General features: G+C 42.6%; 20 protein-coding genes and 1 pseudogene. 7 read left to right on the top strand and 14 right to left on the bottom strand.

The window, feature by feature from the left end; all coding sequences use genetic code 11:
• Window positions 1-14: 14 nt before the first annotated feature.
• From NWP22_RS09675 to NWP22_RS09660, 4 genes are all read right to left on the bottom strand, one after another.
• The gene (locus NWP22_RS09675) at window positions 15-1,913 is read right to left on the bottom strand and encodes an ABC transporter ATP-binding protein (protein WP_280801790.1); all 1,899 of its coding nucleotides are present in this window, start codon (window positions 1,911-1,913) and stop codon (window positions 15-17) included.
• A 57-nt stretch (window positions 1,914-1,970) separates the two neighbouring features.
• On the bottom strand, window positions 1,971-2,093 hold the full coding sequence (locus tag NWP22_RS09670; protein ID WP_271734412.1) for a hypothetical protein: 123 nt from the start codon (window positions 2,091-2,093) through the stop codon (window positions 1,971-1,973).
• Between the two features lie 146 nt (window positions 2,094-2,239).
• Window positions 2,240-2,701: a DUF29 domain-containing protein gene (locus NWP22_RS09665; RefSeq protein WP_271734413.1), complete on the bottom strand. Its 462-nt coding sequence runs from the start codon at window positions 2,699-2,701 to the stop codon at window positions 2,240-2,242.
• A 744-nt stretch (window positions 2,702-3,445) separates the two neighbouring features.
• Window positions 3,446-4,720, bottom strand: a complete 1,275-nt coding sequence (locus NWP22_RS09660) for a glycosyltransferase family 4 protein (RefSeq protein ID WP_271734414.1) — start codon at window positions 4,718-4,720, stop codon at window positions 3,446-3,448.
• A gap of 291 nt (window positions 4,721-5,011) precedes the next feature.
• Here NWP22_RS09660 and NWP22_RS09655 point away from each other — a divergent pair, with 291 nt between their 5' ends.
• Window positions 5,012-7,234 carry a GumC family protein gene (locus NWP22_RS09655; protein ID WP_271734415.1) on the top strand — a complete coding sequence of 741 codons (2,223 nt, stop codon included), beginning with the start codon at window positions 5,012-5,014 and terminating at the stop codon, window positions 7,232-7,234.
• A 321-nt stretch (window positions 7,235-7,555) separates the two neighbouring features.
• On the opposite strand, the gene crtO is transcribed toward NWP22_RS09655, so the two are convergent.
• Entirely contained in the window at window positions 7,556-9,250 is a 1,695-nt protein-coding gene (gene crtO, locus NWP22_RS09645) for a beta-carotene ketolase CrtO (protein WP_271734417.1), read from the bottom strand.
• A 348-nt stretch (window positions 9,251-9,598) separates the two neighbouring features.
• Window positions 9,599-9,841 (bottom strand): annotated as a pseudogene (locus NWP22_RS09640) (zinc ribbon domain-containing protein); the annotation flags it as partial.
• Window positions 9,842-9,947: 106 nt separating this feature from the next.
• Here NWP22_RS09640 and NWP22_RS09635 point away from each other — a divergent pair.
• Window positions 9,948-12,152 carry a phosphoketolase family protein gene (locus tag NWP22_RS09635; RefSeq protein ID WP_280801789.1) on the top strand — a complete coding sequence of 735 codons (2,205 nt, stop codon included), beginning with the start codon at window positions 9,948-9,950 and terminating at the stop codon, window positions 12,150-12,152.
• A gap of 233 nt (window positions 12,153-12,385) precedes the next feature.
• Here NWP22_RS09635 and NWP22_RS09630 read toward each other — a convergent pair whose 3' ends face one another.
• From NWP22_RS09630 to NWP22_RS09600, 7 genes are all read right to left on the bottom strand, one after another.
• A complete protein-coding gene (locus tag NWP22_RS09630) occupies window positions 12,386-15,664 on the bottom strand; it encodes an Eco57I restriction-modification methylase domain-containing protein (RefSeq protein ID WP_280801788.1) in 3,279 nt (1,092 codons plus the stop codon).
• 348 nt (window positions 15,665-16,012) lie between these two features.
• Entirely contained in the window at window positions 16,013-16,627 is a 615-nt protein-coding gene (locus tag NWP22_RS09625) for a cytochrome c oxidase subunit 3 (RefSeq protein ID WP_271734421.1), read from the bottom strand.
• A gap of 43 nt (window positions 16,628-16,670) precedes the next feature.
• Window positions 16,671-18,332 (bottom strand): cytochrome c oxidase subunit I, encoded by a 1,662-nt coding sequence (ctaD, locus tag NWP22_RS09620; RefSeq protein WP_280791613.1) that lies wholly within the window; start codon window positions 18,330-18,332, stop codon window positions 16,671-16,673.
• A gap of 6 nt (window positions 18,333-18,338) precedes the next feature.
• Window positions 18,339-19,250 carry a cytochrome c oxidase subunit II gene (locus NWP22_RS09615; RefSeq protein ID WP_280801787.1) on the bottom strand — a complete coding sequence of 304 codons (912 nt, stop codon included), beginning with the start codon at window positions 19,248-19,250 and terminating at the stop codon, window positions 18,339-18,341.
• A gap of 9 nt (window positions 19,251-19,259) precedes the next feature.
• Window positions 19,260-19,865, bottom strand: coding sequence for a DUF2231 domain-containing protein (locus NWP22_RS09610; protein ID WP_271734425.1), 606 nt, complete (start codon window positions 19,863-19,865; stop codon window positions 19,260-19,262).
• Window positions 19,862-20,362: a DUF2231 domain-containing protein gene (locus tag NWP22_RS09605; RefSeq protein ID WP_271734426.1), complete on the bottom strand. Its 501-nt coding sequence runs from the start codon at window positions 20,360-20,362 to the stop codon at window positions 19,862-19,864. The genes NWP22_RS09610 and NWP22_RS09605 overlap by 4 nt, the downstream gene beginning before the upstream one ends.
• Window positions 20,363-21,161: 799 nt before the next feature.
• Window positions 21,162-21,344: an RNA-binding S4 domain-containing protein gene (locus NWP22_RS09600; protein ID WP_271732433.1), complete on the bottom strand. Its 183-nt coding sequence runs from the start codon at window positions 21,342-21,344 to the stop codon at window positions 21,162-21,164.
• A gap of 92 nt (window positions 21,345-21,436) precedes the next feature.
• On the opposite strand from NWP22_RS09600, the gene NWP22_RS09595 reads away from it, so the two are divergent.
• Window positions 21,437-22,219 (top strand): ABC transporter permease, encoded by a 783-nt coding sequence (locus NWP22_RS09595; RefSeq protein ID WP_280801786.1) that lies wholly within the window; start codon window positions 21,437-21,439, stop codon window positions 22,217-22,219.
• A 27-nt stretch (window positions 22,220-22,246) separates the two neighbouring features.
• On the opposite strand, the gene NWP22_RS09590 is transcribed toward NWP22_RS09595, so the two are convergent.
• Entirely contained in the window at window positions 22,247-22,885 is a 639-nt protein-coding gene (locus NWP22_RS09590; RefSeq protein ID WP_280801813.1) for a Uma2 family endonuclease, read from the bottom strand.
• A 143-nt stretch (window positions 22,886-23,028) separates the two neighbouring features.
• Here NWP22_RS09590 and NWP22_RS09585 point away from each other — a divergent pair, with 143 nt between their 5' ends.
• The 4 genes from NWP22_RS09585 (at window position 23,029) to NWP22_RS09570 (ending at window position 26,069) form a co-directional block, all read left to right on the top strand.
• Window positions 23,029-23,748, top strand: a complete 720-nt coding sequence (locus NWP22_RS09585) for a pyridoxine 5'-phosphate synthase (RefSeq protein WP_271732431.1) — start codon at window positions 23,029-23,031, stop codon at window positions 23,746-23,748.
• An 89-nt stretch (window positions 23,749-23,837) separates the two neighbouring features.
• Complete coding sequence (locus tag NWP22_RS09580) at window positions 23,838-24,644, top strand: ester cyclase (protein ID WP_271732430.1); 807 nt, start codon at window positions 23,838-23,840, stop codon at window positions 24,642-24,644.
• 72 nt (window positions 24,645-24,716) lie between these two features.
• Window positions 24,717-25,046, top strand: coding sequence for an MgPME-cyclase complex family protein (locus NWP22_RS09575; RefSeq protein WP_271763480.1), 330 nt, complete (start codon window positions 24,717-24,719; stop codon window positions 25,044-25,046).
• Window positions 25,047-25,394: 348 nt separating this feature from the next.
• Window positions 25,395-26,069 (top strand): hypothetical protein, encoded by a 675-nt coding sequence (locus NWP22_RS09570; RefSeq protein WP_280801785.1) that lies wholly within the window; start codon window positions 25,395-25,397, stop codon window positions 26,067-26,069.
• The last annotated feature ends 147 nt before the right edge of the window (window positions 26,070-26,216 follow it).

The following is a 26,216-nucleotide window of genomic DNA, read 5'->3' as shown; positions in this document are numbered from 1 at the left end:
AAGCCCTATATATTTCAAGTATTCTGTGAAGGTGACAACGGCCCTTTCTTTTGGCTTGACTGTAACTGCCAATAATTCCTATAAATACCCGACAACCCCAGTAACTCACTGTGGGTTCCCCTTTCCACAATGCGTCCCTGCTGAAGCACCACAATCTGATCCGCATTAACAATCGTCGATAATCGGTGAGCAATCACTAACACCATCCGGTTTTGCCCAAACTGATCCAAAGCCTCTTGGACAAGCTTTTCCGAAACCGTATCTAGAGCGCTAGTAGCCTCGTCTAAAATCAGCAAATCCGGATCGGATAAAATCGCCCGGGACAGGGCGATCCGTTGCCGCTGACCCCCACTGAGTCGGTACCCCCTCTCCCCGACTACCGTGTCATAGCCCAGGGGTAAATCCTGAATAAAGCCATCGGCTTGAGCCGCCTGGGCGGCCGCCATCACTTCCCAATCTGTAGCAGTCGGACAAGCGAAACGAATATTTTCAAGGATAGTGGCATTGAACAGAAAAGTATCCTGACTGACAACCCCCAATCGTTGCCGCCAGCTACTAGGATGATAGTCGCGCAAATCCCGACCATTGACCACAATCTTTCCTCTGGTCGGCTCATAAAGCCCCACCAATAAATCCGCCAAGCTAGACTTACCCGCCCCCGACTGTCCCACCAGGGCCGTTACTTTGCCCAAAGGTAGGACAAGATTAATATCTTGCAGTACCTCCCCCTGATCAGCCAAGTAACGCAGACAAACCCCATGGAAGCTAATATCTGTGGCTAGGTTAGTAAAGGGCACTGTTCCCAGTCGCCCAAACTCCTTATCCCTGGGGTCAAGAATCTCTTGAAAGCGGGCTAACTTACCATAGTTATCAGCAAACCCCGTGACCGCTCCAGTAACACCCTGAAGACGGATATTAAACCGTTGCAAGGCCAACACAAAGGTGACTAAGCTGGGTAACACCCCAGTGCTCCGCCGGGAAAACAGCAAAAAGGCAATCCCCGCAATAATAGCCAACAAAACGACCGGTAAGGTTTGGGTAATGGGATTGGTAATATTCAGCAAGCGGATCTGTTTTTGCAGCCCCGGCTTAACCTGCTCTACTAATGCCTTAACTTGAGCCACAGCGCTGGATTGACGTCCCGTGGTGTGCAAGAGCCTTAACCCCTGCAAATTTTCCGTTACCCGTTTGCTAATTTCCACCAGTCCTTGCTCATTAACACTAGAGTAACGGCGGATACGGGGGAGTAATTGCTTTTGGATACCATAAAAAACTAAGACAGTGGCCAGAGCGGCCAATAACAGCCAAGGGGAAATGACCACCAGAATGCCTAGATAGACCAAAAGCAGCAAAAAGTTAGTGATCAAAGTATTAGCTAACTTAATCTGGGTTTGAACCGTGGGGCCAGCGCTAGCGGCATAGGAAGTTAAATCTCCTACCTTATAACGACTGGCACAGGCAAAGCTAAAACTGAGAATCAGGCGATGAATATACTCTGTGAACTTAACCTGTAATCTCACCCCTAGGTCCCCCGCAGTCACCAGATTCCAATAGTTGCAAAGCCCCAGGAAGATTTGGGACGTAACTGCTAGCCCTAATAAAAGAATAAATAACACCTCCTGACTAAGGGCATTCAACCAACTCCCTAGTCCGGGGACTCCTGCTAAGATGGCGTACTGGTTCGAGTCTATTCCTTGGGGGGTGCTCAACAGGGTAACCGCCAAGAAGATAATGCCAAAGGTTCCTCCTTCAAACATAGCCCCTACAATACCAGTGGCAAAGTTGGCTAGGATTAAGCCCCTGTTCTCCATTGCAGACTGCCAAATCAGTCGATCCGCTTCAGTTTTTAGGTAACGGTTCAAAAACCTAGAGGCTGATCTGCGTCCAAGCTTCACTGTCTTTGCTAAAGTCATTAATTCGGTTAAGGTTGTTTACAATAGTCTAGGGTAGCTGGGGAATGAATTAAGAGTCTAATAGCTTAACTCGGTTAAAAACCTACTGGTGTGGCTGGGTGTACCCAGTACCCAAGGCGATCGACCAAGGGTTGCTGCAAGCAGATCGCCCAATCGCCCAATTAGTTTAATATTTGCCATCACCTAGACAATCTAGCCGGTTTCAACTGGCTTGAGCTTTGAGACTGGGGTTTTAACCCCAGGATCCTGGCTGGTGTGGCTGGGTGTACCCAGTACCAAAAATCGCGTTAGCGCTGTTTGCAAATCCTTATGCCGATGGTAAATACTTATTGCCAATCTTGGCTAGTATCACAAAGAAAACTATCTGCGATCGCTTCTTCAAACCTGTAGGGACATTTTTCCGGAAAAGTTCTCAAGGGTAAGTTGGTTTCTCGTAGAGCTAAATCCACCCCCGCTGCAAAACCATCCTCTACAGCCTCAGCCATGGAAGACTTTAAGCTAGGATTGCGACGAAAATGGCGGTTGATTGCACGGCGCTGTTCTCTGATATTCAGAAACCAACTGCGACAACGGTTTTCTGGCTGATATTCCCACTTGAGCAGATGACCTAACAAGACAGTAAGACGACTGACTAATTCTCGGTATTCCTGTCTTCCCAACCCTTCTAATTCAGCTTGTAAATTTTGCCAGTCTAATTCTGATACTTGCCTTTCTGCTAGTGCTTGTACTTGCCACTGAGTCCAGCCATAAAAATCCTCTTCGTATCGTGAAGCCCCTTCAGATTTCATAGTCTTGATATTAAGCTTCAAGGGTAAAACTTTTACTATATATTTTACAGGTAGCCTGGGAATAAATTAAGAGACTAAGAGGATGTTTGATAAGTTTTCAGCCGTAATTTTCATCACATCTTCACCCCATTTAATTGATTAAATCCTGTCCCCTTTCCCTTCTAAAGGGAAAGGTGAGGGTGGGGTAAAATAATATTCGATACACTAATCATGACTTGACAAACATCCTCTTAGACTTCAATAATACTCCATGTCGATCGCTGCTTTGCGCAGAAGGTCGCCAGAAACCACCACTGGATCAGGAAATACTATCATTTGTGGATACTAAAGTTGCTGCTGATGAAGTTATTTCAGTGTATCACCATTTGCGACTGGCACTGTCTAGATAACGTTTGCGATTGCGGTCACACCTTTTGGGCAATTCGGCCCCCTAATATCAAAATCAATAGGAAGGTTACGTTTGGAGAAACTGAGATCAATTAGACCGTCAAAGCCCACTCCTAAAAAATCAGCCTATGCCGAGAGTAACTATTAGTTTTTTAATATAGCATTTCCCATGCTCGTGAGGTACAATTTTTTTTAGTTTGAGGGAACACCGGAATAGGGAATAGGGAATTGGTGTGTACTTCATGAGCCTGAAAAAGGCTATAAACTTGAGATTAAAACTTCCGTTAGGAATTATTTCGTTTTTAAAATTTTTTTTTATTACACATATCCATTGTACCACAAGAGTAAGAGCTAATTTCAACAATTTTTACTCTTTTTAATATTCGCTGTTTGTAGTAAAACCTCAAGATACTGTTGGCAAATAATTTGCGGTGTAAAGTGGGATTGTAGATACTCACGACCAGCTTTACCCATCTGTTCTGCTAGTGTTTGGTTATTTTGCAATAAACGGATAAATTCCGCCAGTCCCTGACCATCCCCATGGTCAAATGCCGACCCACATTCAGCCTCCGTAATTATTTGTCTTAAGCTAGAGTAGGGTGAACAAACTACCGCCAATGGCCTCCCAGCTGATAATGCTGAATACAACTTACTAGGTAATACTAAACTTTCGCTGCTGGGGCTAACACTCACCAAAGACAGGTCGCCGGCTGTGAGAGAATAGCCCAAATCTTCCTTATCTTGATAAGGTAAAAATGTAAAATTACTTAGCCCTAGTTCAAAAGCTTTAGCAATCAACTCTTCCCGTTTAGCACCCCCACCAATACACACAAACTGCACTGACTCATGTTGTAATTCTCTGGCCGCTACTAACAAAGTATCGATGTCATGACATCGCCCCATATTCCCAGAGTATAGGACTGTGAACTTATTGACTAACTTGTACTTCCAAGCAAACCAGTTTTCTGATTTGGCAATAGGTACAATTAAATCTGGGTTAGCCCAGTTATGAATTACAGAAACTTTATGGGCGACTTGGGGACAGTACTCTACAACCCGTTGTTTCATCTCTGGACTGAGAACCACAATTCCCCCTGCTTTGAGCCAGACTCGCTGATTTAAACCTTGCCAAAGTTTTGTTACCCAGTGCTGCTTTGATACTACACCCAGTGCGATCGCCACATCTGGATACAAATCATAGACTATACAAACATAGGGCAACTTCCACAGCACATTAGCCAAATAACCCACAATGGGCAAGAATGGTGGCGCTGTCGTGATCAGCAATACATCACTTCCCCGCCAAGGTGCGAGCAGATACAAAAAAGCACGAATGGTGTATAAAAGTCCATTTACAGCCTTACCGCGAATTCTCCCAGGCCACATTTGCGCAGTCCGAGACCTATAAATCCTAGTTTGCTCACGCAGTTCCACACGGGGAGCCTTACTCACCCTGAACGCATATCCGGGTTGACTGGTAAACACATTAATGTCTACCCCTTGCTGTTCTAACTGCTGCACAAGTTCCTCAATTAATTGTCCTGTAGCAGCATAGTCTGGGGGAAAAAACTGTGTGACCACAGATAACTTAATTGGTTGATCACAGGAACGATCATCAACGTTGTTTGTCAAGGGTATTAATGATTTGCGCCTCTGTTGGAGATTCTTCATAAAGAATGTTGCAAAACTTGAGGGTGTAGGCGAGCGGACTTTTGAATGAAAAGTTACAATAGACAGAAAATAAATTCAAGGTTAATATATCACCTAAGATAGGCTTTTAACAATAAACGATACAAGTCGTCACAAGTCGTCATCAAAGAAATAACATTAAGTTGAGATGTATCTATCGAGACTTAGTATTTTTGATTCACAGTTAAAATAATTAACTTCAGCTTTTTATTTAGTGATATTTCAGTATTAAATATGTCTATCATTCACAACCAAACTGACAAACCCGTAAATCCCGAACAGACGAGAAACTCCATCACACCATTTTTTCCCTATTCCCCCATTCTGGAAAATCAGCAGCAAGGGGAGGATTGGAATTATAAAGAATTGTTAAGTTTGTTACGGCGTCGAGTTGTAGTTGTTGTGGGAGTAGCCACAGCTGTGCTCACAGGTGTAGGTCTAAATATTTACTTAAATCCCAAAACCCCAGAATATGAAAGCAGTTTTCAGATGCTGGTTGAACCCGTTGATAATGGGAGTGAGGTGTTAAACTTAGGCGGTAACATCAACCCAACAAGTAACCCAATAAGTTCAAGTCGTTTCGATTACGAAACTCAAATTCTAGTGCTCTTGAGTCCTCAAGTTCTGCAAAACAGCATTAAACAGTTACAAGCTAATTATCCAAACATCAACTATGGATATCTGAGTCGAGGACTGAGGATTTCTCGTGTAGGTCAAACCAAAATTATCCAGGTCAATTATCGTAGCCAAGACCCAGTGGAAGTGAAGGATGTATTAGAGAAAATCGCCGCAGATTATTTAGGCTACAGTCAAGGACAACGGCGAATTACCCTCAGTCAAGGTTTAAAATACCTAGATGAAGAACTACCCAATATACAGAAACGCGTCAACCGGGTTCAGGAAGAATTGGAAGTGTTCCGACGTAAGTATAATTTTCTCGGTCCAGATGTCCTAGCTGGTGAAATTGGAGAGCAAACCACAGATTTAACTCAACAACTCGAACAACTGGAACTACAGCTAGCCCAAGCTCGTGCTGATTGGAATTTCTTACAAACTGAAGATGGTGTCAGGTCTGTGCTGGATAACTATCCTGTATATCGGACATTAAATCAAGAATTGCGCCAATTAGAGATTCAAATTGCCACACAATCAGCTGTTTTTCAAGATGAAAACCCCACCCTAATTACACTCAAGGAAAAACAGGACAAACTCAAACCATTAATCGAGCGAGAATCACAACTATATATCCAAACCAGGCGAGCAGAAGCAGATAAATTACTCAAATCCTTAGAACTTAATCAACAAGAACTGGAAAAAAATCGCCGAATTTTAGAACTAGAACGTCAGGAATTACCCACCCTCATCCGAGAATATACAGAAATACAACGCCGTTTAGATATTGCTAATGAAAGTCTGAATCGTTTTTTATCCGCCCGGGAAGATTTGCTCATTCAAACCTCTCAGACGGAACAAGGTTGGCAATTAATTCATTTACCTAACCTACCCACAAGTCCCATAGCCTCTTCAACTATTATCCGGGATATTATTCTGGGAATTGCCGCGAGTATCTCCCTAGGGATTGGTGCAGCTTTACTCTTGGAAAAGCTAGATCATACTTATCACAATGCTTTGAGCCTCAAAGAAAGAATCAAAGTTCCTGTATTAGGGAATATTCCCTTGAACCAAGAGATGCAGCTGGGTAAATCTTCAACCCTCAAACTCAAAGATGCTTTGATGCAATTCTCGGATGGGCTGATGGAAACAAATACTCAGAGAAGCACCGTAGCCAAACGACGCTATAGCAATTACGCTAACCATTTTATCGAAGCCATCAGGCTGCTCTACACAAATATACAATTATTAAGCTCTGATGGTCCCATCAGTTCTATTACCATCAGCTCCTCTATGCAAGGTGACGGTAAAAGTACAGTTGCCTTTTATCTGGCTCAAATAGCTGTATCTATGGGGAAAAAAGTATTACTGGTAGATGCAGATTTGCGCCGCCCTAGTATTCATACCTTGGCAAATTTAAGTAATCTCTGGGGGTTGAGTAGTTTAATTACCACGGATATGTCCATAGAAAATGTAGTCACACCACTACCTGCTATGAATGAATTATCTATCATTACTTCTGGACCTATTCCCCCGGATGCACCTAAGTTACTCTCATCAGGGAAAATGAAAAAACTGATGACACAGTTTCAATATACCTTTGATTTAGTGATTTATGATGCTCCTCCCATTGTGGGGCTAGCTGATACTAATTACATAGCTCCCCAAACCGACGGTGTGGTGATGATCGCCAGGATGGATAAAACAGATCGTTCTGTGTTTGAGCGGGCTTTAACTGATCTGAAAAATTCGCCGATTAATGTGTTAGGTGTAGTTGCCAATGGACAGCAGCGTCATTCAGACAATTACTACAACTATTATTACTACCAACCTGACGATAAATAAGCCTCCCCTCCCGGTGCTATCCATGGGAAACCTAGCTTTTCATACCCCATGGTAGCTTTACCAGATTATGGAGTTGGTTTATGACCCAGTTTGATATGAGATAAACACGATTCTAAATATATACAGTCTTCACACTTTAGTTCTTTCCCAGGATTTGCACAGCCACAGGGAGGATTGACGAAACATTCCGCAGTATTTTGCGGTGTGGAATATTTTTTCCATATATAATACACAGCAGCTTCTTTTAAACAGAAAATAATATCTTGCACCATAAAAATTACCAATTACAGCATAGGCGACCTTGTACATCTTCCCATTCGATTAACCAATGCCAAATACTGAAGCAACAGTTGATTTCAATGAATCCCTAGCATCCCTGAAACCTTGAGCCAAAGGATGCTTGGCTTGCAAAAATACCCGGGCACAATTACGTCCTGGCATTCCCGAAATTGACCCACCTGGATGAGTTCCCGCACCAGTTAAAAATAGATTTTCAATTGGTGTTTTATAGTTTGCTAATTCTGGTAAAGGACGGAAAAACACCATCTGATCTAAGGTCATATCAATATGATAATAATTTCCCTTATAAGCTCCTAATCTTTCTCCCAATTCCGCGGGACTCTCCACCCGACGGGCGATAGTTGCTGCTTTTACATTTGGCGCGTAGTTAGCCAACTTATCAATTACTCTGTCTGCAACTTGGTTTTTGAGTTCATCTGTCCAACCTGTACCTTTTAAACCCGTACCTTGCGCACCTGCTATCTGGTAGGGAGCAAAAAACTCAATCCATAAAGTATGTTTACCTGGTGGTGCTAATGTAGGATCAAGGGCGCTAGGCATGACCACATACATAGAGGGGTTGGTATCGGGAATTTCCCCCAAGGTACATTTACTGTGGGCTTGTTCAACATGAGCCATGGAATCTGCAATTAAGATCGACCCAATCAGATAATCATCTTTGTGGTCATGGTAGGGAAAATGCAGAGGTTCATCTAACGCCAAGTCGATTTTCAGGATGGTTTCGTTATTATTAATAATCCGGCGTTCTAATCTTGGTCGTAAATCCGGGTCAGCATCATCTACCTCATCAGTGTCAATAAGTTGTAAAAATAGACGTTTAGCATCAATGTTAGAGATAATGCCATATTTAGCCCGATATTCTTGACCTCCCCCAACTCGGACACCCACAGCCTTACCATTGTCAATTAATACTTTCTCTACCTGCTGCTCTGTTAAAATCTTACCACCTTTGCTAGTAACTAATTTAACTAATGCCTGGACTAAGGCCCCAGTTCCACCGCGGGGTCTAGTCATACCGGGATGATGACGCATAGCCATCATCATCACACCAATGGCTAGGTTTTTTTGTGAAGGGGGCGCACCGAGTTCGGAAGCGAGTCGAGACAGTGGGGCTTTTAAGAATTCTTCATCAAACCATTCTTCTAGAATATCCTCAGCACTATTCAACATGGTACGAACAAAATCCAAGCTTTTGGATGGTGAACCGATGACGGAAAATAAATCTTTGAATTTTTGGATGTTATAATTACCAAAAATATCTATAAATGATTTGGGTGGGGCGTTAAACATCGGACCCATGGCACTGATGACCCTTTGCCAGTAGTCTGTAAATTCTGCGTATTTTTTAGCGTCCCGTTCATTATAACGGGCGATTTCTGCACAGGTCTTTTCTACTGATTTGTGAGCTAAAAAATACTTACCATCAGGATGGGGACAAAAAACCACTGGGTCACAATCTAAGTATTGTAAACCATATTTTTCTAGTTCTAATTCTTCGACAACTGGGCCTAAATGAATAAATTCGTGATCAATTGCACACAAGTTAAATTTAAATCCCGGGGCTTCTTGGGGTAAGCATTCCTCCGTTGTGGCTGCACCACCTGGAACTGAACGCTTTTCTAGCAGCAGAACACTATAACCAGCTTTGAGCAAATACGCTGCACATACTAGTCCGTTATGTCCTGCGCCAATGATAATAACATCATACTCTTGCATATTTGTGCTTGGATAATATGGTGATAAATTATTATTATTATAATTTGGGTTAGAAAGAATTTTGTTGATAATTGTATTCTACACCTGTGGTTATATGTCATGTAGTTTTACCCTGGTGTGGTTATCTATACCCCTTAATTTAAACTCTGGATATTCAACAATATATCTACAGTAAGTTATATACAAATAGCTGGTATTAATAATTAATTATCTTTGGCGTCTTTGGCGATCGACCGATCGCCCTTGTTGTCATACCATAATAATGGTTGAAATACGAAGGATTTAAAGTTCTTATCCTCACCTTGTGAAAAAGCAATAAATCCTCACCACCTCAAAGATGTGAACTACCTACACTGACCTGGCGGTACAGTATAGGCTTCCCAATTCATCGGATACCGCCTCAGCCTTCGTAGATTTTTTACGTCCCGAAGACTTTGGTCTTACATCCCCTCCAAGGGCACAAGAGCTAGTTCCTAACTCTAAAAGTCGCAATCCTTCATTTCTAATATTTATCGCCGCATTAATATCTCTATCATGCTGTTTTTGGCAGTGGGGACAATCTACAAGCCTTACACCCAATGAATCATAACCTTACCTCCCTATCGGGTAGGTGTGAGCCTTCTTGCTGTTTAAGGTAAAATTTCTGTTAAGTTCATTAAGCATCTACAGCTTGCCCAGTTTTTATAAGGTACTCAGTATGACATCCACAGCATCTTCCGCCCTGCCAAATTTTTGTGAAGGAATCCAATATTTTGGTGAGGCCTTGCCAAATTTTGCAACTTATGGTAAAATAGCTGCAATAGAACCAGGAAAAAAGGCGATCGCCGATCCCACAGATCCCGCAGCGGTATATCAAACCTTACTAGCTGCCGATGCCCTGCGCTATTTAACCCTACAAATCACAGCCAGTAAAGCTTCCGGACATCCGGGCGGTTTTGCCAGTCAAGCAGAAGCCTACGCAGCCTTGGTAATGCTAGGTCATAAAAACATCATGACAGAAGTGGGACACCACGCCCCCGGATTCTATAGCGCCATGTTTTTAGACCGCTCCCTAGAAGACATGGGGATTAATACAGTACAGCAACTGCGCGATCGCTTCCGGGAAAAGCACGGACTTTTAGGGCATCTTTCCGGCTACATCCCCGGCATTCTCGCACCCGCCGGACCCCTAGGACAAGGACAACACTTTGCCATGTCAGCCGCACTGCTGCACCCAGATAAGTTATTCCCCTTCACCCTGGGTGACGGCGGACTAGGCGAACCATATATTATGAGTTCCATGGCACATTTTAACACAGCCTATCCCAGTGCCACCAACTTCTTACCCGTCCTGGTGTGGAATGGCTACAGCCAAGAACATCATAGTATGGTTTCCCTCAAAACCAACGCCGAAATGAAAGCCTATTGGCAAGGAAACGGTTTTGCAGAAGTAATTCTAGTCGATGCCAAAGACTTTGACGACCAACACCAACCAGGGGACTATGTTGATAGTACCGCCTTTTCCTTTGAGCAGCGCCTAGCCTTCACCAAAACCGTACTTTTAGGCATAGATAAAGCCGCCCACTCCGCCCTCAACGGCAAACTTACCGTATTTATCATTAAACAACTCAAAGGCGCAGGGGTTCACGCCCGCGGTTCCAAATCTCATAACCTCTACCCCAAAGACACCCTAAACGCACCCCACATTATCAGTGCATTGCAAACCCGCGCCCTCCCCCCAGAAGCTTGGGAAATAGTCAGAACCAACGCCGAACGCGCCGGTGGCGGACCCGCAGCCAAAACAGTAGTCACAGAATTTGAATTACCATTACCAGACCTAGGGAAATTACCCCTAGAAGAATATACAGTCGCAGGTGACCCCCAAGTTTCCACCACCGCCATGGGGCGCTTAGTGGGAATCGTCGGTAAACAAGATAGTAAATTCCTAGTCACCAACGCCGACGGTAACGAAGCATCAGGAATTGCTAACATTAACCAAGCCCTCAAAGTCATTCACCCCACCACCGATGATTTATATAACCAAGCACCCAACGGTCAAGTTTATGAACCATTGAGTGAAGATGCTTGTGCAGGTTTAGCTGCGGGTTTAGCCCTCATGGGTGCGAGAACCCTATGGTGTTCCTATGAATCCTTTGCCATCAACGGGTTACCAATTTGGCAAACAGTCACCCAAGCCATGGCAGAATTACGCCGTCAAACTCCCTCAACCATCACCTTATTTACCGCCGGTGCATTAGAGCAAGGGCGCAACGGTTGGACACACCAACGCCCAGAAATTGAAGCATACTTTGCTTCCCTCATGCGTAATGGTAATATTTTCCCCCTATTTCCCCCCGACGCTAACAGCATTCAAGTTTGTTATGACTGGGCTTTGAACACCAAAAATAAAGGAATCGTCATCACCGCCAGTAAATCACCCTTACCAATTCGTACCACCCTAGAACAAACTCGCCAAGGTTTAGCAGACGGCGCAATCTTATTACAAGAAGTTCCCGGTGATAAACAAGTTGTATTTGCAGTCATTGGCGATATGACCTTAATTCCCGTATTTGAAGCCGCCGCTTTCTTAGAAACTGAAGGTATAGGCGTAAAAATTGTTTCCATCATTAACCCCCGCCGTTTGTATCGTCCTCATGACACAGCTTGGGAAACTTGCTCAGAACCCGATGGCGGTTTCATGGATGATGCTCAATTTGCCCAATTATTCAGCGGTGACGCATTAATTGGTGTCACTGGTGGCGCAGCGGCCATGCTTGAACCAATCATGTTACGCAGCAACTGCAAACGTGATACTTTCGCCTGGAAACGTGGGGAAACCACCGCCAGCGCCGGGGAATTGATGGCCTTTAACGGGTTAACTGCTGAAGAATTGACTAAACGCGCCATTGAATTAGTCCACTAAACTCAGTTTTCACCCTTGACCACATACCCAAGTCCCTTAGAGGATGTTTGTCAAGTCATGATTAGTGTATCAACTATTGTTTGACCCATCCCTAACCCTCCCCTTGTAAGGGGAGGGGACTGGATTTTATTGTTTTTTGTGTGTTCGGTGTGTTCCCCAATCCTTCGGTGTTCCCTGTTCGGTGTGTTCCCTTTCCTCACTGATAATTTCTCAACTCAAATAAGATTCCTATATTACCTAGAAAATTGAGCAATAGGCATTCTGGGCGGTGCTGTTCTCCACATTAAATCAATCTCCTCTGCTGTCAGTTCATAGGCTTGGTTAACTAAATCAGCAAGTCGATATTCTAATTTTACAGCTTCATATTTCCGACTTTGGATTGCTGGAACATAATCATTATATCCTTGACGCAGCGCTTTAAACTGGGAGACACCCAAAGGGTCAACTGTTTTAGATTTTGGCATTCTTTTTCTCACCTCTTCCACAAACTCAGCCAATTCTAAACCAGCGAAATCTCCTAATTTTTGTCCCAGCTTCTCAATTTTAAATTCTATTTGCAACCACTCCAGGAAATCTTGCTCAACTTCCCCGTTCAGTTGAGTAATTTCAATTAACTTGGTAACTATTATTTCTACTTCTGCACGTATTTCTGCGGTAGGTGACGCAATGGGTAGAGTTTCTATCAAATAGCCGGCAGGGTTTAAAGCCTCATCTTTCATCCGTGGTAAACGTCGCCAATTATACCACCATATCAGAGGAGAATTGAGAACTCCCAGAATATATAAGTCAGATGTGGGAATGATAAAACCCTTATCATTTGTAAAATAAGCTCGTGTATCATAGCTGTAAGCTGGATGAAATTGTATTACCTGATAAATTATTTTAGGTTGTTCCAAAAGAGGGTAGAATGATGGTGATGCTTGCAGCTGCCACCATAACTGTTTACCCGCTCTAGCTTCCAACTTATTTCTATAAATTTCTAAATGTTGTTTGATTACAGGATATTCTTCTATATCTATATCTTTGTGAGCGAAAATCATCCATAAATTTTCCCATTTAGGAACCCACCTTTTAATATCTTGGCCTCTTAAATAAGGCTGAATGATTTCTGCAGATTTCGGGTCAGCTTGAACCAACTTCTTCTTAGTCGCTTCATCTATTAAAAACGCCTCATTAAAACCTGTCTTGATTCCATAACAAGGTTTTACCCCAGCAAACTCCTTTAACGGAACTCCTACCCGCTGAATTTTCCCCATTAATTCCTCAACCGCAGGGGGTTCTAAACTCCAAGCATTGCTAGTAAACCGCGACCAAGGGATAGTATAACTGTTCTCTGGATTCTGCACATATTGAGTCAGGTTAATTTTAGCTATCTCCTGACGGGGAACAGAACAAACTAAAACTGATTGATTCTCATTTGATATCTGAACAATTTTAGGTTTCCTCACTACCACAATACAGGGAAAGGTATCAGCATCTTGAAAAATTGGCGCGTGTCCAAAATCTATAATTTCTTCAAATACACTCGACTCAGAAAAGAACCGTCGCAACGGTTCACCGTAACCAGAACGTAACCATTTATTAGTAACAATATAAGAAAGTATTCCTTCTGGCTTTAATAAATTTAAACCTTTTTCATAGAAATAAACATAAATATCCGCAACTCCATTATAACTTTGATAATTTGCTTGTAAATAAGGTTTAAATTCTGATAATAATTCCTGACGGATATAAGGAGGATTCCCAATTACGACATCAAAACCACCCTCAGCAAACACTTGGGGAAACTCACCTCCCCAATTAAAAGCTAAATCTGTCAGTTGTGAATCACCCACAATAGAATTACCAACTTTAATATTATCATCCAAATAAGTTAAACTTTTTCCCTGAGTTGCAGTTTTTAACCACAAAGATAACTTAGTAATTTCTACCGACTCCGGCGATAAATCAACGCCAAACAAGTTATTACTGAGAATAGTTCTATCTAATTCGATATTTTCTAACCCCTGATATTCCAGAAAGAGTAAATTATCATTAACTCGTCGATACTGACTTTCTAAATAATCAAAAGCTGCAATTAAAAACGCACCTGAACCACAAGCGGGGTCAATAACTCGCGTTTTTACTAATACCTCATCTCGGTAAGTTAACCAAAACTGAATTTCTTGTTCTCGCTGTTGTAGTGTATCTGCTGCTAGCTCAAACCGCTGTCTTAACTCATGCTCTCGCGTTTGCAAATAACCACCAATGGCTACTTCAACGATATATTGCGTAATATAAGCAGGGGTGTAAAATACCCCTAATTTCTTACGCTTACCTTGTTTTTTATCAAATTCCTTTTGAGTGATATCAGCTTTTAACTCTTCTAAATCTGTAATTGACTGCTCAAAAATCCGTCCCAGAATATCTACGGAAACTTCGGAATCAAAATCAAAGCGCGTCAGTTGTTTCAGTTGAGTACATAAAGAATCTGGAATATTTAACTGTTCATCTAACAGGGAATCATGTTGAAACAAACCCCCATTATAACCCGGAATTGGTGGATCATCATGACCTTGGTCAACCCAGCGGAAAACATTTTTATAAATTTCCCAAATCGGAACAGGAGTATAAGGGTTTCTACTATCATGAGCATTACTAATTGTCCTCTCTGGTAATAGTCCCCTATCCTCACAAAAAGCAATAAATAAAATTCTATCTAAAGTCTTTTGTGCTTTCTCAATTAAAACTTGCTCCCGGTTGGGAATATTTAAATCACAGATAAAGCGGAAATGTTTAACAATGTTTAATCTAACTTGCTGATATTCGTCATAGAGTTGTTTTGTAATTTCCTCTTGTGCTTGATTAGAAGCAGTTAACAACCTATCAATTACAGATACATTTTTAATGGGTAGAAAATTTTGCCGACAAAAAATAAAGTAAAATATTTTAAATTCCTGGAAATCTGCTAAATCTGTCAAAGAGAACCTTTGATAATAAGCAGGAGTTTTATTAATGTGATAGAGTCTTAACTCTCGATAATTAGAAATAATAATCCAATGACAATCAGGTGTATAATTAGCATAATGCCATCCTTGATCAACCGCTGATTTGTCCCTTCCAGATACAGCACGGTCTAAATTATTTTTACTTCCTTTTAATTCAATGGGCGCAACAACTAAACCCTGTAATTTTACTTGACCTTTATGGTTTTCTACGGCTGTAAAAAATCCCAAAGCTGCATCAGCAGCACCCCCACCATCAGCGATATGTTTTTCTGGGTAAATTTCCCAAGCTTTACCACCACCATCAATGACTGAACGATAACCCAACACATTTTGAAAGATATCTTTGAGAAAATCACCATGTAAGGAAACTTCACTTATTTGGTCAAGTGTACCTGTTTGTAGAGCCTTAACCCATTTTTGAATAGTCTGGTGACGTTGCTCTAAATCGGAGGGAAACTTAAAATTACCTAAAGCATTTTTGAGAGCCTTTTTTTGAAATAAAGCTTTATCATCTTGCTGAATCATATATCCATATTCTCAGTAACTATATGCTGTTTTAAAAACCTTAAACTCATGTATATAGCATTTCCCATGCTCGTGAGGTACAATTTTTTTTAGTTTGAGGGAATAGGGAATTGGTGTGTACTTCATGAGCCTGAAAAAGGCTATAAATAAACAAGTATACATTATACATTAGCATCTACCATCTCAATAACCGATGATACATATACCTAATCCTGATAAAATACTTAGTGGCTAAGTATACTTTATATGTTGTTGAGATTTTATACCTGCGTCTTAATCCATCTTAATATTCACCCATAGGTAAAAAAATGGGGACACCACCGACTGAACAGCAGTATCCCCAAAAACCTATTGCCAAATATAGATAAGGATAAACAAAACAATCCAAATCACATCTACGAAGTGCCAGAATAACGAGGTCGCATTGACCCCAAAGTGACCGGAATCGTAGTTTCCCGGTAAGAAAGAACGGAAAAAAATAATCAACTGTAACAGAATACCAGTGAGAACGTGCAAACCGTGAAAACCAGTCAGCAGATAGAACATCCCACCGAATACCCCGGAAGTGAACCCAAACTCGAGGTTACTCCATTCAATACCTTGTCCCACTAAAAAGTAGGTACCCATGGCCATAGTGGCGGCCAGATAGATGCGAAATCCCCTTAAATCGTGTTTTTGTAGGGCTCGTTCTGCTAAGTAAATCACAAAGCTACTGGAAACAAGAATGACTGTATTGATGGCGGGTTCTATAATTTCTAGCCCGGAAACTCCATCTGGTAACCAGTTAGGAGTTGTGGTTTTGTAGACGATATACCCGGCGAAGAAACTCAGGAAGATAACGCTTTCCGATAGGAGGAACACAATGAAGCCAAACATTTTATTGCCTTCTTCGTCGTGTTCGTGTTCAACGCCTGTGTGATGGTGAGGTAATTGCAACTCTTCTGAGTTGATGGAACTGTCCATTGATGGGAATTCTCCTTTTTTAAACCCAGAGGAACGCGGAGATTTAGTCTGCGTTTTTTAATGCGGGGTTGTTGGCTGTTAAGGGTTCTAATTTGCCGTAGCCGTAAGGTTCAGAAATAATGATGGGAATTTCCTCGAAGTTTTCCACTGGGGGGGGTGAAGAAACCATCCACTCTAGTCCGATCGCTCTCCAGGGATTATCAGGTGCTTTTTCCCCTTGCATCCAGGAAATGACCATGTTGAAAATGAATGGTAAGGTGGACATTCCCAGCATGAAAGCCCCCAGACTGGCGATAATATTCCAAAATTCGTACTCTGGAGCGTAGGAGGAAACCCGGCGTAACATTCCTTGCAAACCCAAGGGGTGCATGGGTAAAAAGTTCAGGTTAGTGCCAATAAATGTTAGCCAAAAGTGCAATTTACCCCAGCCTTCGTAGTACATTCTGCCGGTCATTTTGGGGAACCAGTGGTAAATGGCGGAATATAAACCCATGGTCACTGTGCCAAAGAGGACATAGTGAAAGTGACCGACCACAAAGTAAGTATTGTTGACGTGTACATCTACAGGTACTGAGGAAAGCATAATACCTGTGATCCCGGCGAATACAAACATGATTAAGCCACCCAGGGAAAACAGCATGGCTGTATCTAGCCGCAGTTTACCGCCCCAAATGGTTGCTACCCAAGCAAATACTTTAATCCCTGTGGGTACGGATACAAACATGGTGGTGAGCATGAATATTAACCGCATCCAACCAGGTGTACCACTGACGTACATATGGTGTACCCAGACGATACCACTGACTACCGCAATTAACATTGAGGAGATGGCAACTACTTTGTAGCCAAACAATGGTTTGCGGGCGTAGACTGGGAATATTTCTGAGAAAATGCCAAAGATGGGCAAGATAATCACGTAAACAGCCGGGTGGGAGTAAAACCAGAAGTAATGCTGAAACATCACTGGATTACCGCCGTGGCTGGGGTTAAAAAAGGCAGTTCCTGCGGTCAGGTCTAGTAGTAACATCACTGCACCGGCTGTGAGTGCAGGTAATCCAAACAATTGGATAATCTGGGCGCTAAATACTGCCCAGACAAATAAAGGCATCCGAAAGAAGCCCATCCCCGGGGCGCGCATCTTGACGATGGTGGTAACAAAGTTAACAGCACCCATGATGGAGGAAACACCGGAGATGGCTACTGCTAGTAACCAAACTACTTGACCATTAATTAAGTTACCGGTGGGGTTTTGCAAGCTTACTGGTGGGTAAGACCACCAACCGGCTTGGGCTGGACCACCGGGGACTAAGAAACTGGTCATTAAGAGAATCCCTACCACCGGTACCATCCAAAAGGCGACGGCGTTGAGTCGGGGAAATGCCATATCCCTCGCCCCAATCATTAGGGGTACTAGATAGTTGGCAAAGCCTACTAGGGAGGGAAATGTCCACAAGAACAGCATGACAGTGCCGTGCATGGTGAACATCCCGTTATAAACGGTGCGGTCTACTAGGTCAGATTCGGGTGTAATTAGTTCTCCGCGAATTACCATGGCGAAGATCCCGCCGACGAGAAAGAAGATAAATGAGGTGACCAGGTACTGTATACCAATTACCTTATGGTCGGTGCTAAAGCTGAAGTATTTTTTCCAGCTACCTGGTTGCTCACCAGGGTGACTGATGTCTGTAACAGAGATATGTGTCATTGGTCATTACCCAGGATAATTGACTAGAGGAGATGTTGCTGGTGCTACTCTAGCCCAACCGTTTTTGACTGGCTGACTGGCTGCTTGGGCATACTCAGAGGCTGCCTGATTTGGGGCTGGTGTGGGCTTTTGGGTGGCAGCGTAGGATAGCCATTGATGGTAATCTTCGGGAGATTCCACAACTACATTGGCCTGCATGGTGGCAAAGTATGTACCACTATATTGAGAATCGGTTAACCGATACTGTCCCTCACGGATGGGTGTAAATTCAAAGTCAATGGTGTGGTTGGGTACAATGTCCTGCTTGAGGCGGAATGCAGGAATATAGAAGCCATGTAGCACGTCTTCTGATTTTAGTGCTAAACGTACCCGGCGATCGCTTGGTAAGTGCAATTCGGTACTGGTAACATTTGTTTCAGGATAGTGGAACACCCACGCCCATTGTTTAGCCACTACATCAATGTTTTCTACCGGTTCCCCTTGCTCCTGGGGTGCTGCATCAGCGGATTCCATACTTACAGGATGATGCAAATGGACTAGTTCCATGGGTCCTTGAATCCCCATTTGCTCGTAGACTTGGTAGCTATAGGCAGCAATCCATAACACTAACATAATGGGGATTGCTGTCCACACCACCTCTAAGGTAACGTTACCCTCAATGTGGGGGCCATCGCTCAAGTCCCATCTTTGTGCCCGGTGGAAAATGATCGAGTACATCAGAGTCCCGGTTACACCTAAAAAGATGAATGCACCCAGGGTGACTAAGAAGCTAATTAAATCATCAATTAGCTGAGATTCTGCTGCTGCTTGGGGGGGAAGCCAGCTATAAGCCTGCTGTCCTATCCAGAGACTGATGATAGTCACAATGGTTGCAGCCACCAACACGGTGAAAATATTTGAAATCTTCCGCAAGTCCATAATTGTTAGTTACTTGAGCATTGTGTTTAGGTCTGCGCCCATTCTCAGCAAGTTATCTGCTGTATTATGTATGCCAAATTCTGCCGCCATTTGCGCTCCTAGTGTGCCGTGGACGTACATAATCAACATCACTACTATTCCAGTGGCTAAATAACTCCACTGCACTTCTTGTGCTGGGTCTTGACTCCAAATAAAACGCTGCCATCCTCTCCAAACAGTCATCCCTAGAATCAGCCCCAGCAAGAATACCCCACCCACACCATGCCAAAGCATGGTTTCCATGGCCTGCATTCCCCAAGCACTTTTGACATCACTAGATGGTGTTGCGAGCAGCATTTCATAAAAGCCCGCAGCTACAGTGAAAATAGTAATGATAGTGGAGCCGACCATGTTGTACCACCCCACATCAAAAAAGTTGGCAGGTTCGACAGGAATGGCTAAAAACTTGAAGACCCATTTTTGCCAGGGGAACAGCATACCTACAAGATCAAAGGTAATGCCAATGATGAACAGACCCAAGGTAAGATGGACTAAGTTAGGATGAATGGGAATCGAGTAGGGTAATCCATTGGCCCCGAATTGGCCGCTTATTTGATCAATTAATTCCGAGTTCATGGCAAGATACCTTCCTTGACTGCTTCAACAACTGGTACTGTGTGCAGTCCATATACCCACACCAGTTGATCTCCCAGATATACTTGCACGCCGACAATCACAGTTAACAACAACCCAGCCAGCATATAATGAATGGGCAATTTGTACGGGTTGCGGCTGCGAATTACATACCGCCAAGCTGTAACGGATGCGATAATTCCCGATAGGGACCAACCAACCAATGTATGTACATTTAATACTGATTTAGCTTGGGTGTAGGGTTGTGCTAAACCGGCTTCAAATTGACCGAAAATAATGGCCACGAAGATAGCGATGGTCGCCACAAACATATTCCACCAACTCACTTCAAACAGATGAGTTCTACCAGTAAAGTAACCGAGTATATCGCAGAAGAATGCAAACAAAACCATCGCAATTACGAAGTGGACAATGATGGGGTGCATCGTATCTGGATAGGGCAAATTGTGATCGTTTAAAGATGTCAGATACTCAAGCATTGTGTTCTCCTGGACATATCTATTGCACCTCACTTGTCAATGTTGCAAATCCTCACACCACTATCATGATTAACACGTGACCGGAGTTTGTATAGCTACTTGCAGCGAAATCCGGTCAATGTCAAAATATCTTACTCCTAGGTCTCTACTGAAGCTCAAAGTGATGCCGTTACTATTTATCATCAAGCATTGAGTTCAGTTCATTTGTTCATGCCGATAATCTACAAGAGCAATTTTTAATTTATCTAACAAAATTGCTGTTTTCTGTCGGAACTGTGTAACCTATCTTTTAGCTTAAAGATTTTTTTACTAATTGTCAAAAAAAATTAGAGAAAGTTGGAAAATTGTTTATCTGAAGCAACGTAATATTTCTCTAATGTAAATTATCTTGCTATTTTTCATATATTGCATATATGAAAACTTTTAGATGTATAATCTGATAGGAATACGGGGAAAAAGCCATACATTAATCAATTATTAATTTGTGATTTCCATGACTTAACACATCTGTGAGGATGTTTGTCAAGTCATGATTAGTGTATCAACTATTGTTTGACCCCACCCTAACCCTCCCCTTGTAAGGGGAGGGGACTAGATTTTATTGTTTTTTGTGTGTTCCCCAATCCTTCCCAATCCTTCGGTGTTCGGTGTGTTCCCTGTTCCCTAAGATAAAAATTACCTGTTGAAAACTTATCAAACAACCTCTAAGAGTAAGTATTCAATCATTGAACAGCAATCTTTACCCTTTAATGGCAAGGACTTAACCAAAATCAGGGTAGGGTAGGTAATTTAGGGACGATTATACATCCACCTCAAAGGTTTTCCCTTCTACTGTTACTTTGTCGCCTAATACTAATTTGCGTCCTCTTCGGGTTTCCACTGTACCATTGACTTTTACGCCACCATCAATAATCATCAGCTTGGCTTGTCCTCCGGTTGCGGCTACACCCATGAATTTGAGAAACTGGTCTAGTTTAATCATTTAATTCGTTTTGCACGGGTCATATTTGATCCTATATGCCAGATGGCTAGTGATTCGCTATGCTGTCAGTATGTTGTTGCTCTGGGTGCAAGGTGAGAAGATATTGGCAAGTACTAGGGTTATTTTGGAGTACGGCGATCGCCTCTGAGATGGAGTATCGCCTGAATTTTCTGATAGCTACCCTCAGCAGTCTGGGTAATCTTGCAGGTAGTTTATTCGGACTCTTCTTATTTTACCGGACTGGTTACACCTTTACCGGCTGGTCATGGTCGGCGGCTTTACTAGTTCTGGGAATTTTTACTCTACTACAAGGGTTTTCAGCTACTTTTTTAGCGCCAAACCTCAATCGCATTGTCCGCCATGTCCAGGAAGGTACATTAGATTTTGTGTTACTCAAACCTATCCGCAGTCAGTTTTGGCTTTCGACTCACACCTTGTCACCTTGGGGACTACCAGATTTAGTTTTTGGTAGTATTGTCATTGGCTATGCAGGTACAAACCTGGGTTTAGGCATCAAGAATTACCTGATGAGTGCAGTACCGTTGTTATTTGGTTTGGTAATTCTTTATAGTCTCTGGTTTATACTGGGTGCTACCAGCATTTGGTTTGTAAAAATATACAATTCTACAGAAGTTCTGCGGGGTTTGTTAGAAGCTGGTAGATATCCGATGGTAGCTTATCCCACGGCTTACCGCTTTTTCTTTACTTTTGTAGTACCAGTGGCATTTTTAACTACAATACCAGCGGAAGCTATGCTGGGTCGGGGTGAAGTTAACTGGTCTATAGGTGCTGGGGTGTTAGCTGTGGTGCTGTTCTGGGTTTCTAGTAGTTTTTGGCGGTTTGCCTTGCGCTTTTATACCAGTGCTTCGAGTTAGGGCGAGAAGTGTCCAAATTAAAAATAATTATAAATTACTGTTGAGCCAAGTTCTAAAATTACGCATAGCTTGACTTCTGCCAATAGTTAAACATTGCTGAACATATTCATTAATTAATTCCACAATGGGGATATTAGGAAAATTAGGACTAGATAGAACTTTGAGATATTTTCCTTCCTGTAGCACAGAAATTTCTAAACCTTGTTTTGTATATCGCCACAGTTCAGGAACTCCTAAAATCTCATAGTTATCAAATCGAGTCCGGGAAGTAATATCAATTTCAATTGCTAAATCTGGTGGTGGGTCTACAGTTAAATCAAGACGATTTTTAGCAATTACAGCAGCTTGATTTTGAATATAAAAACAAGTATCTGGTTCGACTGCTTGCCGCATTTGTTCGTTTTTTAGTGTAGTGGAACCAAAAGGTTCAAAATCAATTTGGAGTGTTTCTAGCAAAATTTTAACTAAATCACCAATATATTCTTTATCTTTTTCGTGTTCAGGTAAAGGAACCATAATTTCTAACCAACCATCACTATAAGAAATACGTGCAGCGCGTTTTTCTCCCATTTCTGCCAAAATATTTTCTAACTGCTGCCAAGTAATATCTTGTAGCAACATTTCTTGTCCTGGTTTGACGATAATCTGTTGTAGTTCTAAAAGCATACCGCCGCAAAGAGTGAGTGTAAATATTATTCTAAATCCTGCTTGGGGATTTAGGCGATCGCTCAACCATAATTCTCTTGTTTAAATATAGCTAAAATCCGTTAAAATTAAAGCTTATGGATTATGGATAGGGGGATACAAGGGTGCCTACACTGGGGGTTAATATTGACCACATCGCCACCATCCGTCAAGCGCGACGGACAGTGGAACCGGACCCCGTAGCAGCGGCGGTACTGGCAGAATTAGCGGGTGCTGATGGCATTACTGTACATTTACGGGAAGATCGGCGGCATATTCAGGACAGAGATGTGTTACTGTTACGGCAAACAGTGCGATCGCACCTCAACTTAGAAATGGCCGCCACGGACGAAATGGTGAGAATTGCCCTTGATATTAAACCCGACTACGTGACCTTAGTGCCCGAAAAGCGGGAAGAAGTTACCACAGAAGGCGGACTAGATATCGCTGGGCAAACTGCTAGAATAGGGGAAATAGTTGATAAATTGCAGAGCGCTGGTATTCCGGTGAGTCTATTTATTGATGCCCAAGATGCACAAATTGAAGCATCTGTCAAGGTCAAAGCCCAATTTATTGAACTGCACACCGGCCAGTACGCTGAGGCTAAAGAGGAAAAAAGTCGCCAGCAAGAACTAGCCTTATTAGCTCACGGATGTGAGCAAGCAATAAAAGCCGGCTTACGGGTTAATGCAGGACATGGACTGACCTACTGGAACGTTTACCCTGTAGCTGCATTACCAGGAATGGAAGAACTCAACATTGGTCATACCATTATCAGTCGAGCAGCATTAGTAGGAATAGAAAGAGCAGTCCGGGAAATGAAACAAGCCATACAGGGGCTGTAACTATATCTACTGGTAGAAATTCAAAATAGAGGGGTTGGAACTGCGAAATCCACCAAATTTTGGAGTTACATCTTTGAGAAGGAAGTTCTATGACCTCAACAGAGTCTAACGGTCTACCCCTTTGGGTACAGCACAGAGATCAAGTACTAGAACAGAGTACAAATATCGAATGGCGCTATGGGAAGTTTCCCGACTATACCCGTTCCAATGAGAATCTGGCGAAGGAGAGTACACGTAATCATCCCCAAGGTTCACTAGAGGCGATAGTGCAAAATCTGGTGAGAACTTTTGATGTAGAAGCTAACTTCAAAACCAACCCCCAGCAGTGGATATCAGTTGTCAATGATCAGTTCCGCATGAGTACCAATGGAGGTCCTAGCTACACTCTATCAGATGTGGTAGAGTCAGGGACTTACAAGCTGTTGATTGGTAATACTCAACATTACAAAGCTGCTGAGGAAAACTTTGAAACATCCACAAACCTCTTCCATACAGCATTTCCCGAAGGATTTCTCTGGGAGGTGTTAGAAGTGTTTTCAGCACCCCCGACTGTGGCTTTTAAGTGGCGACATTGGGGACACTTTAAAGGTGCATATAAGGACTACGCACCCACAGGAGAAACCATAGAAGTAATCGGTATGAGCATTGCCCATGTTAGCGATGACTTGAAAATCCTCTCCTTGGAACACTATTATGACAACACCAAGTTTTTGGAGAAGCTGACAGCAAGCGCAAAACCAGAAACTGGCGATCGCGATCGGGTGGTATCAGCCATACCAAAGCAGAAGCCAGGAAATTTTTGGAGTTTTCTCCAAAAATTGTGGTATGGGCAAGAAAAACCCAAAAGTGACTCAAGAAAACCTAGTGCTTGTCCATTTAGTGCCTTAATTAGGTAATTCCGGTTTAATTATTTTTCAGGGTGACAGTGGTGCATCTTCCTCAATTTATTGAATAGCAAGGGTTGAAAAATGCAAACATATTATTACGTTTTGGCAAGTCAAAAATTTCTCATCCACGAGGAACCAACCTCGGAGGTGCTCAAGGAGCGGACTCGATACTACCATGAACAAGAAAAAGAAATTGATTTTTGGTTGGTGAAGCAGCCAGCTTTCCTAGAATCACCTGAAATGGCACAGGTAAAAGCGAAGTGTCCTCAACCTGCCGCAGCCATTATTTCTACCAACCCCCAATTTATAACCTGGTTAAAACTGCGATTTGAGTATGTGATTACCGGAGAATTTCAGGCTCCCTCCGAGACTATCTCGGATCCTTTAGCATCTCTGAGCTATGTCTCTTAATATACTCTTATATTCCTGAGTTTGCTACTGAGGACTTTAGTCCTGATATTTTTGGGGACTAAAAGAGAAGAAAATCTAGGGTAGGTACAATACCTACCCTGACGGTAGGGGAACAAAAAATGCATTTTTGAAATCTTGGGCAAAGATTCCACCTGACGGCTAACAAAGAAGCTGCAAATCAAAAGATAAATTAGAGCCGTCTTGTGATGTGCAAGTGGTAGTGAATTTTGAAAGCAGTTTTGGGAGAATTTAGCTATCATTATCCTTCAATAGGTCTTGTTGAGAATCCGGTCATACGGTTCTAGTTTCTTGGCTTCAACCCCTTTTTACCCCTCAAGAATTCCATTTATGCCTGCCAATTTTATCCATAAATTTGATACTTTATCTAGGGCATTAGCACTGACTGCAGCCAGTTTGATGGGGAGCATGACTTTTGTGTCCGCCCAACAAAATCTTCCCGTTTGTGAACTCCCGCGCCCTGGGGAATATGTGTTATTGGTACTGAGTCCTAGGGCAGATAGTTACCAACAGCTACGCAATATTATACCAAATCAGATTCAAGCTACAACTTGCCGATATCTTACTGATACAGTCACACGCATAGGCGGATTTAACAGTATTGATGACGCGAATCGTTGGGGAAGATATATAAAGAATATTGCTGGCTTATCTAGTATCATCAGTACAAGAGCAGTAGCGGGTGATGTTGTACTAGATCCAGTTCAACCACCACCAACTCCAGGTCAGACAATTAGCTTTAATCCCCAATTACTAGGGGATGGTTATGCTGTATTGGTAGATTATTTCAATCGTCCAGAACTAGCAAATAGTATACAACAAGTAGTAGGCGGTAACATAGGTTTAGTTTCCTACGGACAACGCCCTTACCTATTGGCGGCTCATACTGGGAACCAACAGGAGGCATACAGGAAACTACAAAGGCTCAACGAAAGCGGTTTTTTTGCCATTCTAGTAGATGGAAATAAGGTAATGTTACTGCGCTCATCTGTAGCTGCTATATAAAAACTAGACAAAGCTAGACTTTACTTTCTACTTCAACGGGAGCATGGGAGCGGTTATCCCTGGTGTAGACTTGCACGCCTTAGCCAGACGCGATATTTCTCTTAAGATTTACAAGAAAGACTACCGCTATCATTGCTTGGTTTTCGC

This window comes from Anabaenopsis tanganyikae CS-531 (assembly GCF_029891675.1).
Classification (GTDB): Bacteria; Cyanobacteriota; Cyanobacteriia; order Cyanobacteriales; family Nostocaceae; genus Anabaenopsis; species Anabaenopsis arnoldii.
Note: the sequence above shows the minus strand (reverse complement) of the source record. Positions and strands in the feature narration are given on the sequence as shown.

Coding starts and splice junctions, on each gene's coding strand:
- NWP22_RS09615 (WP_280801787.1), bottom strand. CDS start 19,250: ATGGACTTGCGGAAGATTTCAAATATTTTCACCGTGTTGGTGGCTGCA.
- NWP22_RS09635 (WP_280801789.1), top strand. CDS start 9,948: ATGACATCCACAGCATCTTCCGCCCTGCCAAATTTTTGTGAAGGAATC.
- NWP22_RS09590 (WP_280801813.1), bottom strand. CDS start 22,885: ATGCTTTTAGAACTACAACAGATTATCGTCAAACCAGGACAAGAAATG.
- NWP22_RS09665 (WP_271734413.1), bottom strand. CDS start 2,701: ATGAAATCTGAAGGGGCTTCACGATACGAAGAGGATTTTTATGGCTGG.
- NWP22_RS09675 (WP_280801790.1), bottom strand. CDS start 1,913: ATGACTTTAGCAAAGACAGTGAAGCTTGGACGCAGATCAGCCTCTAGG.
- NWP22_RS09600 (WP_271732433.1), bottom strand. CDS start 21,344: ATGATTAAACTAGACCAGTTTCTCAAATTCATGGGTGTAGCCGCAACC.
- NWP22_RS09670 (WP_271734412.1), bottom strand. CDS start 2,093: ATGGCAAATATTAAACTAATTGGGCGATTGGGCGATCTGCTTGCAGCA.
- NWP22_RS09580 (WP_271732430.1), top strand. CDS start 23,838: ATGACCTCAACAGAGTCTAACGGTCTACCCCTTTGGGTACAGCACAGA.
- NWP22_RS09625 (WP_271734421.1), bottom strand. CDS start 16,627: ATGGACAGTTCCATCAACTCAGAAGAGTTGCAATTACCTCACCATCAC.
- NWP22_RS09610 (WP_271734425.1), bottom strand. CDS start 19,865: ATGAACTCGGAATTAATTGATCAAATAAGCGGCCAATTCGGGGCCAAT.
- crtO (WP_271734417.1), bottom strand. CDS start 9,250: ATGCAAGAGTATGATGTTATTATCATTGGCGCAGGACATAACGGACTA.
- NWP22_RS09630 (WP_280801788.1), bottom strand. CDS start 15,664: ATGATTCAGCAAGATGATAAAGCTTTATTTCAAAAAAAGGCTCTCAAA.
- NWP22_RS09575 (WP_271763480.1), top strand. CDS start 24,717: ATGCAAACATATTATTACGTTTTGGCAAGTCAAAAATTTCTCATCCAC.
- NWP22_RS09570 (WP_280801785.1), top strand. CDS start 25,395: ATGCCTGCCAATTTTATCCATAAATTTGATACTTTATCTAGGGCATTA.
- NWP22_RS09655 (WP_271734415.1), top strand. CDS start 5,012: ATGTCTATCATTCACAACCAAACTGACAAACCCGTAAATCCCGAACAG.
- NWP22_RS09605 (WP_271734426.1), bottom strand. CDS start 20,362: ATGCTTGAGTATCTGACATCTTTAAACGATCACAATTTGCCCTATCCA.
- ctaD (WP_280791613.1), bottom strand. CDS start 18,332: ATGACACATATCTCTGTTACAGACATCAGTCACCCTGGTGAGCAACCA.